The sequence below is a fragment of the Microbulbifer sp. ABE4_465 genome, from assembly GCF_056160765.1.
Window position 1 is genome coordinate 159,337 of the sequence record NZ_JBSWXV010000002.1, and the last position, 10,798, is coordinate 170,134.

11 protein-coding genes are annotated in these 10,798 nt (G+C 59.5%); 4 read left to right on the plus strand and 7 right to left on the minus strand.

The window, feature by feature from the left end; all coding sequences use genetic code 11:
- Nucleotides 1-285: 285 nt before the first annotated feature.
- From dnaG to rpsU, 3 genes are all read right to left on the minus strand, one after another.
- Nucleotides 286-2,325, minus strand: coding sequence for a DNA primase (gene dnaG / locus ACXAG1_RS04335; RefSeq protein ID WP_475119034.1), 2,040 nt, complete (start codon nt 2,323-2,325; stop codon nt 286-288).
- 10 nt (nt 2,326-2,335) lie between these two features.
- The gene (locus ACXAG1_RS04340; protein ID WP_475091632.1) at nt 2,336-2,779 is read right to left on the minus strand and encodes a GatB/YqeY domain-containing protein; all 444 of its coding nucleotides are present in this window, start codon (nt 2,777-2,779) and stop codon (nt 2,336-2,338) included.
- A gap of 224 nt (nt 2,780-3,003) precedes the next feature.
- A complete protein-coding gene (gene rpsU / locus ACXAG1_RS04345) occupies nt 3,004-3,219 on the minus strand; it encodes a 30S ribosomal protein S21 (RefSeq protein ID WP_043319591.1) in 216 nt (71 codons plus the stop codon).
- 428 nt (nt 3,220-3,647) lie between these two features.
- Here rpsU and tsaD point away from each other — a divergent pair, with 428 nt between their 5' ends.
- The 3 genes from tsaD to folK are packed head-to-tail and all read left to right on the plus strand — an operon-like array spanning nt 3,648 to nt 5,639.
- A complete protein-coding gene (tsaD, locus tag ACXAG1_RS04350) occupies nt 3,648-4,718 on the plus strand; it encodes a tRNA (adenosine(37)-N6)-threonylcarbamoyltransferase complex transferase subunit TsaD (protein ID WP_475119337.1) in 1,071 nt (356 codons plus the stop codon).
- A gap of 24 nt (nt 4,719-4,742) precedes the next feature.
- Complete coding sequence (gene folB, locus ACXAG1_RS04355) at nt 4,743-5,138, plus strand: dihydroneopterin aldolase (RefSeq protein ID WP_475119035.1); 396 nt, start codon at nt 4,743-4,745, stop codon at nt 5,136-5,138.
- Between the two features lie 3 nt (nt 5,139-5,141).
- Nucleotides 5,142-5,639: a 2-amino-4-hydroxy-6-hydroxymethyldihydropteridine diphosphokinase gene (gene folK / locus ACXAG1_RS04360; RefSeq protein WP_475119036.1), complete on the plus strand. Its 498-nt coding sequence runs from the start codon at nt 5,142-5,144 to the stop codon at nt 5,637-5,639.
- Between the two features lie 182 nt (nt 5,640-5,821).
- On the opposite strand, the gene ACXAG1_RS04365 is transcribed toward folK, so the two are convergent.
- The 4 genes from ACXAG1_RS04365 to ACXAG1_RS04380 form a co-directional block, all read right to left on the minus strand.
- Nucleotides 5,822-6,934, minus strand: a complete 1,113-nt coding sequence (locus tag ACXAG1_RS04365; RefSeq protein ID WP_475119037.1) for an NADH:flavin oxidoreductase — start codon at nt 6,932-6,934, stop codon at nt 5,822-5,824.
- Between the two features lie 135 nt (nt 6,935-7,069).
- The gene (locus tag ACXAG1_RS04370) at nt 7,070-7,651 is read right to left on the minus strand and encodes a phosphoribosyltransferase (protein ID WP_475091639.1); all 582 of its coding nucleotides are present in this window, start codon (nt 7,649-7,651) and stop codon (nt 7,070-7,072) included.
- 33 nt (nt 7,652-7,684) lie between these two features.
- Entirely contained in the window at nt 7,685-8,410 is a 726-nt protein-coding gene (locus ACXAG1_RS04375) for a pteridine reductase (RefSeq protein ID WP_475091640.1), read from the minus strand.
- 38 nt (nt 8,411-8,448) lie between these two features.
- Complete coding sequence (locus ACXAG1_RS04380) at nt 8,449-9,678, minus strand: multifunctional CCA addition/repair protein (RefSeq protein ID WP_475119338.1); 1,230 nt, start codon at nt 9,676-9,678, stop codon at nt 8,449-8,451.
- Nucleotides 9,679-10,210: 532 nt separating this feature from the next.
- Between ACXAG1_RS04380 and ACXAG1_RS04385 the strand changes: the two genes are divergently transcribed.
- On the plus strand, nt 10,211-10,774 hold the full coding sequence (locus ACXAG1_RS04385; protein ID WP_475091641.1) for a response regulator: 564 nt from the start codon (nt 10,211-10,213) through the stop codon (nt 10,772-10,774).
- Nucleotides 10,775-10,798: the final 24 nt, after the last annotated feature.

Here is a 10,798-nt window from a genome sequence, read left to right on the forward strand (position 1 = left end):
TGCGATAGCAATAACCACTGTGACTGTCAAGGCAGAAGGCGTGGTTCAGGGCGTCCGGGCGCGCTTGTCTTTGGCTTCCAGCCGCTTTGGGCGGCGGGTCAGTCTATATGGTGATGGCGCATGGGATTTCAAGGGGTAGTTTTGAATTGCTTTTGTGGCAGCGCCGCTACCGGGTATACCTTTGTGAGACACGCCGTGAACCCGTCCCTGGGGGCTCTGCACCGCCATCCATGGCGGTGAAGGTCTCACAAAGGTATACCCGGTATCGGCACCTTCGCTTCGGCTTTAGTCTTTCTTCGGGCGAAACTGCGCCAGCAGTGCCAGTTGCTCGGCGCTCAGCTGGTTGCCGTTGGTCTTGAGCTGGTCCAGCAGGCCGCGCTTGCGCTGGCGTTCCGCCGCGATATCGAGGGTACGCAGGCAGTCGCTGAATTCGGTGTGCGGGTCGTATTCCAGCACCTGGCCCTGGCCGCCGATGATCGGGTGGCTCATGGCGAGGCGGGGCAGCAGCTCTCTGGCTTCCTTGCTTTCCAGGTTCATTAGACGGCCGAATAGCTGATTGCTATTGAGGCCGGGGTTCTTGTGCAGGACCTGCAGGATCTCGCCGAACAATTGCAGATCGGCGTCGTGGCTGTCGCCGAAGCGGCTGCTGTCGTCGATCAACTCCGCAAGCTGGGGGTGGTGGAGCAGTAGGGCGATCAGCATGCGCTCGGCGGGCAGGCGGTACTGGCCGCTGCGGCGGCGCGGCAGCGTGCTCGCGGTCGTATCGTCCGGGTAATCGGGTGGGCCCTGGTCGTATTCGTAATCGAGCGGTGGGCCGTCGTAGGCTTCCGCGGGGGGCGCTTCGTCGCCGAAAAGGGGCGGAGGCAATTCGCCAGTTGGTGCGGTTGCAGCGGCCGGCTTGGGGGCCTGCTTCTGCGCCGGTTTTGGCGCGGGCTGGGCCTGGCGGGCGAGTTCGGCACTGCGGGCTTTTTCCGCGGCGATGATTTCTTCCAGCATGTCCTGCTCGAGACCGGTACGCCGCGCCAGTTGCTGGAACATTAGCTGGCGGTAGACGCCTTTGGGCAGCAGGTCGAGCAGCGGGGCGGCGGCCTTGGACAGGCGCGCGCGGCCGTCCATGGTCTGGATATTGATGCCCTCGCCCAGCAGGTCGAACAGGAAGTCCTCCAGCGGGCGGCCCTGTTCGTCGATCAGTTTGTCGAAGCGCTCGCCGCCAATCTGGCGCACCAGGGTGTCCGGATCTTCCCCTTCCGGCAGCAGCAGAAAGCGCAGGCTGCGGCCGTCCTGCATATGCGGCAGTGCCGCTTCCAGGGCGCGGCGGGCGGCGGTGCGGCCGGCCTTGTCGCCGTCGAAGCAGAACACCAGTTCCTGGGTGTGGCGGAAGGCCAGCTGGATATGGTCTTCACCGCAGGCGGTGCCTAGAGTGGCGACGGCGCAGCGGATATCGAACTGGGCCAGGGCCACCACGTCCATATAGCCTTCCACCACGATCAGCCGTTTCAGCTCGCGGTTGGCCTGGCGCGCTTCCCACAGTCCATAGAGCTCACGGCCCTTGTGGAAGATCGGGGTTTCCGGGGAGTTCAGATATTTGGGCTTGTCGTCCCCCAGCACCCGGCCGCCGAACGCGATGGTGCGCCCGCGCTGATCGCGGATCGGGAACATGATGCGGTTGCGGAAGCGGTCGTAGTGGTGGCGCTTGCCCGGTTCGACCTTTCCCCCCTCTCTCTGATTGACGGAGCCGTCGCTGTCCTGGCGGCGGATGGCGAGACCTGCCAGCTCCAGATGTTCTGCCTTTTCCGAGCTGGTGCCCAGCTGGTTAAGCAGGTTGTCCCAGCCGGGAGGGGCAAGGCCAATGCCAAATTCCTTGCACACGGCGCCGGACAGGCCGCGGTTTTTCAGGTAGGTGATGGCCGGGGTGGAGACCTTGTGGTCCCTGAGTTTTTCCCGGTAAAAGTTGGCGGCCTTTTCGGTCAGCTGGTAGAGCGACTGGCTCTCCTGCTGGCGCTTGACCTGGCCTGCGTCGAGTTTTTCCCGCGGGACTTCCAGGCTGAGGCTGGCGGCGAGTTTTTCGACCGCTTCCGGGAAGGGCAGGCGGTCGTATTCCATGAGGAAGCCGACCGCATTGCCGCTGGCACCGCAGCCGAAGCAGTAATAGAACTGCTTGTCCGGGCTTACGGTGAAAGAGGGGGTTTTTTCGTCGTGAAATGGGCAGCAGGCGGAATAGTTTTTCCCTGTCTTGCGCAGTTTGACCCGGCTATCGACGACCGGAACTATGTCGGCGCGGGCCAACAGATCGTCGATAAAATACTGCGGGATCTTGCCTGCCATAAAAGCTCGGTTAGAAAGAAGCTTTTACAAACTTGCTGACCGCGCCCATATCGGCACGGCCCTGAACCTGGGGTTTAACCAGTGCCATTACCTTGCCCATATCCGCCATACTGCTGGCGCCGGTCTCTTTGACCGCGGCGGTGACGATTTCCTGAATCTCGGCTTCGGACAACTGCTCCGGCAGGAAATCCTGAATCACGTCAATTTCCTGCTGCTCCACTTCCGCCAGCTCCGGACGGCCCGCCTTTTCGTACTGGGTGATGGAGTCGCGGCGCTGCTTGGTCATCTTGTCCAGCAGGGCCAGGATGCGCGCATCGTCCAGCTCGATACGCTCGTCCACCTCTACCCGCTTAACCTCCGCATTGATCAGTCGCAGAGTCGCCAGGCGCGCTTTGTCGCGGTTCTTCATGGCGTCTTTGGTGGCGGCGGAGAGGGTTTCCTTGAGTGTGCTCATCGGGTGTCGTCCGTTCTGGTTGCGGAAGTAAGAATTCGGTTTCAGGCGGCTAAGCATAGCGCCTGCAGGGGTGCTGCTGAAGTGGCAGAATTTCTGAGAGTTGCTGAAAGGGTCCCAGAAATAGAAAACGGCGCGCGAGGTAGCCTCGGGCGCCGTTTCAGATTGCGAACCGCGTTCGCGTCAGCGTGCTGTGAGCGAGAGACCGGACTTAAGCCCGGTAAAACTCAGTAGAGACGCTGGAACTTGCGGTTTTCGCGCTGCAGTTTTTTGGCGTGACGCTTAACAGCGGCAGCAGCCTTGCGCTTGCGAACGGAAGTGGGCTTCTCGTAAAACTCACGACGACGTACTTCGGAGAGTACACCGGCTTTCTCGCAGGAGCGCTTGAAGCGGCGCAGAGCGATGTCAAATGGCTCGTTGTCTTTGATGCGTACTGATGGCATTAGATTACCTGTAAAATTGTTTCTCTCGGCCAGAATCCATTGAGCATGGCTCGTGTGGAACTGGCGGGGCCTATCCGGCTAACGTTGATCTCGCAGATCAGGCCGGAGGCCGGTTCACAGCGAGGGCGCAAATTCTATACAGATGATTTGGCCTTCGCAAGCCTTGCGGACCTAAACCCGTCAATCAACTGTGACCCCGAAGATCACGTGAGTAATATGCGGGCCACAGGGCAGCGGGGTCGGTGGAAAGGCAGGTAAATATAGTCCTGATTTCCCCCGCCAGCCTGGCCGTGCGGCGGATTTCTGGTCCGTCTGAGAGTATGATAGCGCCCCCGCGACCGGGTCCGAATCGGCAATGTGACCGTTTTTGTGGTCAACCCGGTTAATTGGCAGTTTTTGAGGCAATTTTTGAGGAAGTATCCGGCACCGTGCGAGTACTCGGCATAGAAACATCCTGTGATGAAACCGGCGTCGCCCTGTACGACAGTGAACAGGGGCTGCTCGGTCACACTCTTTATAGTCAGGTGAAACTGCACGCCGATTACGGCGGTGTGGTGCCGGAACTGGCCAGTCGCGACCATGTGCGCAAACTGCTGCCGCTGGTGCGCGAGGTAATGGCGCAAAGCAACACCAAGCCGGAACAGATCGATGGCGTCGCCTATACCGCCGGCCCCGGCCTGATCGGTGCCCTGATGGTAGGCGCCTGTGCCGGTCGCGCCATTGCCTACGGCTGGGGTGTGCCGGCCATCGGCGTTCACCATATGGAAGGTCACCTGCTCGCGCCCATGCTGGAAGACAATCCGCCAGAGTTTCCATTCGTGGCGCTGCTGGTTTCCGGTGGCCATACCCAGCTGGTGGACGTACAGGGGTTGGGCCAGTACGAGCTGCTGGGAGAATCCCTGGATGATGCGGCCGGCGAAGCCTTCGATAAGGCCGCCAAGATGCTGGATCTCGATTACCCCGGCGGCCCGCGCCTTGCGGCACTGGCGGAAAAGGGTGACCCGCTGCGGTTTACCTTCCCGCGTCCGATGACCGACCGACCCGGCCTCGATTTCAGCTTCTCGGGCCTGAAAACCTTTACCCTCACCACCGTTCAGAAGCACGCTCTGGAAGATGGTTTGCCGGATGAGCAGACCTGCGCGGATATCGCCGCGGCATTCCAGGAAGCGGTGGTGGACACACTGGTTATCAAATGTCGCCGTGCGCTCAAGCAAGCAAAGCGCAAAACCCTGGTAATCGCCGGTGGCGTGTCGGCGAATAAACTACTGCGCCAGCGCCTGGAAGCGCGCCTCGCCGAGGACGGCTGCAGCGTGTACTACCCGCGCCAGGAATTCTGCACCGACAACGGTGCCATGATTGCCTACGCTGGTTGCCTGCGGCTGAAGGCCGGACAGCGCACCGGACTGGATATAGATGTACGCCCCCGTTGGCCTCTGACCGAATTGACCGGCGCCCTCGATGCAACCGCGGCGCAAAACAACTCTTCTCAAAAAAAATAGCAGCGGAATAAAAGGAGACAGCTTTTGGACATCGTTTATATCCGCGATCTCAAGGTCGACACCATTATCGGCATTTACGACTGGGAACGGGAAGTTCGCCAGACCGTCAGCCTGGACCTGGAAATGGCCTTCGATATTCGCGAGGCTGCCCGCACCGACAATATCGAGCACACTCTCAACTACAAGGCCGTGGCCAAACGCCTGATTGCGTTTATCGAGGGTAGCGAATTTCTGCTGGTGGAAACCATGGCCGAACAGGCCGCGGACATTGTGCGTAAAGAGTTCAAGGTAAGCTGGTTGCGACTGCGCCTGTCCAAGCCCGGCGCCGTGCGCGGCGCCCGCGATGTGGGCGTGGTAATAGAGCGCGGCGAGCGCGGGGGATCCAGTGAGCGCGGTAGCAAACAAAGCGCGGAGGCCTGAACCATGGCGACCGTCTACCTGAGTCTCGGCAGTAATATCGATCGTGAAAAACACCTGAGCGCCGGTCTCGACGCACTGGTGCAAGCATTTGGCGATCTGAAAATGTCGCAGGTGTACGAAAGCGAAGCGGTTGGCTTCGACGGCGACAACTTCTACAACTTGGTCGCTGCCATCGAAACCGACCTTTCTGTCGGCGAGCTTTCCCTGAAGCTGCGCAATATCGAAGATGACAACGGGCGAGTGCGCAGTGGGCCAAAGTTCAGCGCGCGTACCCTGGATATCGATATCCTGACGTTTGATGATCTCACCGGCGAAGTGGATGGTGTTCATCTGCCGCGGGGTGAGATTCTCAAAAATGCGTTTGTGTTGTTACCGTTATCCGAACTGGCTCCGGATACCGAGCATCCGGTTGAAGGCAAAACCTTTCAGCAATTGTGGGATACCTACGATCAGGCTTCGCAAAATCTGTGGCCGGTGGAATTTAACTGGCCTTCAGTTTGATTTAGGCCGGTAGTACGCAGAACGTAGATGCGAAAGCATCGATGCCGGGTGGTTCTTTGTGAGACCGTCTGCGGCCAGGACGGCCGCAGCCGAGCCCCCATGGATGGGTTTACGGCGTGTCTCACAAAGAGCCACCCGGCAGCGGTGCTGCTGAAACAATAACTACGGGGCTGGGAAAGCCTTTAGCTCAGGCTTGCCAATGCTTCCTTGGTAAACGGCACTATCTCTTCCTCTCGCCCTTCCTTCACCTTCTGCAACCAGTTCGGATCCTGCAGCAACGCGCGGCCCACGGCGATCATGTCGAACTCGTTGTTCTCCATACGGCGTACCAGCTCATCCAGGCCGGTGGGGTTGGCGGTGCCGCCCATGCCCTGGTTGTTGCCGCCGATAAAGTCATCATCCAGACCAACACTGCCCACGGAGATGACCGGCTTGCCGGTGAGCTCCTTGGTCCAGCCCGCCAGGTTCATATTGGAACCTTCAAATTCCGGTACCCAGAAGCGTCTTGTCGACGCGTGGAAAATGTCCACACCGGCATTTACCAGCGGCTTCAGGAAACGCTCCAGCTCCTGCGGCGTCTGTGCCAGGCGCGCTTCGTAATCCTGCTGTTTCCACTGGGAGTAGCGCAGCACGATGGCGAAGTCCTCGCCCACGGCATCGCGCACGGCTTCCACGATTTCCACCGCGAAGCGGGTGCGGTTTTCCAGTGAGCCGCCGTATTCGTCCTCCCGTTGGTTGGTGCCTTCCCAGAAGAACTGATCCACCAGGTAGCCGTGGGCACCGTGAATCTCGACGCCATCGAAGCCAGCCTGCTTGGCGGCAAGGGCGGAGTCGGCGAAGGCTTTGACGGTGCTTTGGATGTCCTGCCTGGTCATCGCCTGTCCGTTGGGCTTGCCCGGCTTGAACAGGCCGGAGGGGGAGTGCGCGGGGTGGGATTTATCCGGCCCAGTGCCTTCCTTGCGCACGGAGCCCACATGCCACAGTTGCGGAATAATCTGGCCGCCCGCTGCGTGGACTTCATCCACGACTTTTTTCCAGCCGGCCATGGCCTCTTCGCCATAAATGGCCGGCACATTTTCGTAGCCGTTTGCGGCGGGGTGGCCGACAAAAGTGCCTTCGGTAATGATCAGGCCCACCTCGCCCTCGGCGCGTCGGCGGTAGTAGCCGGCTACCAGGTCATTGGGTACGTAGCCCGGGGAGGCGGTGCGTGTCATGGGGGCCATGGCGACGCGGTTGCGCAGGGTAAGAGATTTGTGCTCGAAGGGGCGCAGCAGACGGTCGAGGGAATGGCTCATGGATGGCTCCGGTTGATGCATTGCAAGCGGAGCACTGTAACGCGTACTGGAAAGTCAGGGGATTATCTTAGGCGTAAAGAGCGTTGATATTTTCGGCCTCCTGCCCGCTCGGGGTTCCGAGCAGGCAGGAAACAATCACGCTTGATTGCCGTTTTTCAGCTTGCGCAACAGCGCCTCGTGCTTGCGCAGTTCCGGTTTGTTTTCGAGGATTTCTTCCTCGCTCAAACCCTGCAGCTCGTGGGGGAACACCAGCCACTGGTCGGTCTCGTGCAGGTAGTAATGCGGTTCCATGTCCGTCTGATTGCGGCTGGGTTTGAAGTAGGGGCAGGCGATACGGATTTCCGGCGTGTTCTTTTTACAGGCCTTTTGCATATCTTTGACGGCCTGCTGAATACTCAGGCCCGTATCGTAGACATCGTCCACAATCAGCATTTTTTCATGGGACTCTACCTGTTTGATCAGATAAGTAAGCCCGTGCACTTTCACATCTTTTTGACGCTGATTGACGCCGTAATAGGAAGAAGTGCGAATGGCGATGTGGTCGGCGTGGAAACCGAGGAAGTCGAACATTTCCTGTACCGCAATGCCAATGGGCGCGCCACCGCGCCAGACGCCGACGATATAGTCGGGGCGAAAGCCGCTCTCGACCACTTTCAGGGCCAGGGAGTAGGAGTCGTCCAGCAGGGACTGGGCGGTAATAAACTGTTTTTCGCTCACTGCAGTACCTCGAGCTCTAAAGGTCCAAATAAATCATATGTTCAGGCTGCGGCCGCCATCCACGGCGATCACCTGGCCGGTGATATACGGGGCGTCGGCGGCGAGAAAACGCACGGTGCGGGCAATGTCCGACGGGTCACCGCTGCGCTGCATCGGGATACGCGCCAGTATCTGTTCCTTGTTATAGCCTTCGCTCTCCTGTTCCGGCCACAGAATTGCACCCGGTGCCACCGCATTTACGCGCACCTGCGGTGCCAGCTCCCGCGCCAGACTTTTGGTCATCATCACCAGGCCGGCTTTTGCCGCGCTGTAGATGGTGTGGCCGGGCATGGGCTTGTCTGCGTGGATATCCGCCAGATTGACGATGCAGCCATTATGCTCTGCCAGCAGTGGTGCCAGTGACTGGCTTAAAAAAAACGGGGCTTTCAGATTGCTGCCCATCAGCTCTTCCCACTGCCGCTCATTGGCGCCGCCAATGGGGGTGGGGTAGAAGGCGGAGGCGTTATTGACCAGTGCCGAGACTTCGCCGAAGCAGGCCTGCGCGGCGTCGGCCAGTTGCTGGCAATCTTCTGCGCCGGAAAGGTTGCTTTGAATGGCGACAGCGGATCCCGCGCGGCGCTGATTCAGGGTGTCTACAAACTCCAGTGCCGCCTGCGCGGAGTGGCGATAGTGGACGATGATCTGGTGGTCCCGGTGCAATTCTTCCGCTATGGCGCGGCCGAGGCGGGCGGCGGCGCCGGTGATCAAGGCTGTAGCCATATGAATATTCCGTGGGCAGAAATTAGATAGAGAGGCGATTAACCCTGGGGGGCGCCGTAGCTGCTCTTCAGGTGAGTAAGCGCTTGCAGGCGCGCGCGATCCAGCGCTTTGCCGAGCTCGGCGCCTTCAAATCCCTGGGCGATCAGTGCCTGCGGGTCCACGTTGGCGGCGGCGTCACGGGCGGCGCGCAGGTAGTCCACTTGCGGATACTCCCGGTCTTCCAGTCCGAGCCGACCGCGGGCGTCTGCCTCACAACATTCCAGGAACTGTTCGAACCGGTCCGGCTTGCGCAGGGCATCGAGCGCGCGCAGTAATTTGAGCAGAGTCTGCGGGCGCAGCTCAAACGCCTTGTGACAGTGCAGATGGTACTCACACACACCCAGGGCGAGGGCGGTAACGGGATTTGGCACGCGCAACCGCTTGCAGACATCTTTTACCAGCGGCAATCCGGCGGCTTCATGGCCGCGGTGGCTTGGCAGTATGTCTTGCGGGGTAACGCCCTTGCCCAGGTCATGTACCAGCACCGCAAAGCGCACCGGTAGGTCCGCCGGTGCCTGGCGCAGGGCGCGCAGAACGTGGTCTCCGGTATCGATTTCCGGGTGGTGCAGTGCTGGCTGGGGCACACCGAACAGGCAGTCGACTTCCGGCAGCAGGACATTTAACGCGCCGCAGTCGCGCAGGGTGCTAATGAAAATATCCGGGCGGGGCTCGGTGAGGGCGCGGCTCACTTCCTTCCATACCCGCTCCGGCACCAAGTGTTCCACCTCCCCTGCATCTACCATGGCCTGCATCAGCGTCATGGTTTCATCGGCAATGGTAAAGCCCAGTGGTGCATAGCGGGCGGCAAAGCGGGCTACGCGCAGGATTCGCAGGGGATCTTCGCTGAAGGCTTCGGATACATGGCGCAACTTGCGCGCTTCGATATCCGCGCGGCCGTTGTAGGGGTCGATGATTTCGCCGTCTTCGGTCTCTGCCATGGCGTTGACGGTGAGGTCGCGGCGCTGCAGGTCCTGCTCCAGGGTTACCTCGGGGCTGGCGTAGACGGTAAAACCGCCGTAACCGTGGCCACTTTTGCGCTCGGTGCGGGCGAGGGCATATTCCTCATCGGTGTCCGGGTGCAGGAAAACCGGGAAGTCCTTCCCTACCGGGCGAAAACCGCGCTCGCGCATTTCGGTCTCGGTGGCGCCGACCACGACCCAGTCGCGCTCGTGAATCGGGCGCTGAAGGAGTCTGTCACGGACCGCACCGCCGACCAGGTACACCTTCATCGCCGGAATCTCGGAGATTGGAGCCTGCATACATCAGTGCGTGGCACAGAGAGCGGGAAAGGACGAGAAAAGGCGAAAAGTGCCATATATGCCGCTAAACCTGAGATAAAACGCGCCAAAAAAGGCTGTTACACAGGTAAATACTAGGAAATTGGAAGGGCGGGAAGATAAAAAAAAGGCCCCGAAAATACAAGGGGGCCCAGGGTCTTAGGGTATTCGTGAAGAGAGAATCCCAACAAGCTCGTTTGCGCCGCAAGATCTCGATTTAACGGAGTAGCCCGACACTTCGTGACAAAAGGCTACAGGATCGAGGTAGATGGCGCCTGTTGTCGCCGATTAAATGACCTGCGACAACATGCTGTCCATTCTATTTAACCTGTCATAACTGTCAACCGTGGCAATCAAACTTTTATTGAGGGATATGTCGGTTGGTTCGTTAAATATATATAGGCATAGAATTAACGCCTGTTTATTTGGTTTAATTCAGCATAATTAATAACTAAATGCGCGATTCGTGGGGGATAGTAATAAAATGAGCGAAGTGCATGTTCTAACTACCGGGGAAGCGGCCCGGTATTGCGGAGTAAATTTTCGCACCGTTATCCGATGGATCGAGCGGGGCCAGCTGAAGGCTTACAAGCTCCCGGGGCGCGGTGACCACCGTATCTGTGTGGAAGACTTTGTTGGCTTCCTGCGCGACAACGCCATGCCGGTGCCCGCGGAGCTGGGTAGCGCCACTCGCAAAGTGCTGCTGGTGTCTGATTCGCCGGAGATGATTGCCGGCCGCCAACAGTTGCAGCAAGCGGGCTGCGAGGTGGACCTGGCGAGTGATTCTTTCAGTGCTGGTGCCATGCTCGCCACGGGCAAGCCGGCGATGCTGGTGCTGGATAGCAACCTCGAAGGGGTAAACGGCTTTCAGGTACTGGATATGCTGCGCTCGCGCAGTGAATTTTCGTCTCTGAATGTTCTGTTGATTGCTCCGGAAGGGGAAGCCAATCAGCAGCGCTGGCTGGATGCTGGTGCGGATGCGGTGGTTGCGGCCAGTTGTGACCGCAACGAGCTGGTAGGGCGAATCAATCTTTTGCTGGAAGCCTGATAGAAGAGCGCTTTTTATTCGCGC

What these genes read in the sequence shown, in the direction of transcription:
- dnaG (WP_475119034.1), bottom strand. Translation starts at nt 2,325, where the DNA reads ATGGCAGGCAAGATCCCGCAGTATTTTATCGACGATCTGTTGGCCCGC.
- ACXAG1_RS04340 (WP_475091632.1), bottom strand. Translation starts at nt 2,779, where the DNA reads ATGAGCACACTCAAGGAAACCCTCTCCGCCGCCACCAAAGACGCCATG.
- rpsU (WP_043319591.1), bottom strand. Translation starts at nt 3,219, where the DNA reads ATGCCATCAGTACGCATCAAAGACAACGAGCCATTTGACATCGCTCTG.
- folK (WP_475119036.1), top strand. Translation starts at nt 5,142, where the DNA reads ATGGCGACCGTCTACCTGAGTCTCGGCAGTAATATCGATCGTGAAAAA.
- ACXAG1_RS04365 (WP_475119037.1), bottom strand. Translation starts at nt 6,934, where the DNA reads ATGAGCCATTCCCTCGACCGTCTGCTGCGCCCCTTCGAGCACAAATCT.
- ACXAG1_RS04375 (WP_475091640.1), bottom strand. Translation starts at nt 8,410, where the DNA reads ATGGCTACAGCCTTGATCACCGGCGCCGCCGCCCGCCTCGGCCGCGCC.
- ACXAG1_RS04380 (WP_475119338.1), bottom strand. Translation starts at nt 9,678, where the DNA reads ATGAAGGTGTACCTGGTCGGCGGTGCGGTCCGTGACAGACTCCTTCAG.
- ACXAG1_RS04385 (WP_475091641.1), top strand. Translation starts at nt 10,211, where the DNA reads ATGAGCGAAGTGCATGTTCTAACTACCGGGGAAGCGGCCCGGTATTGC.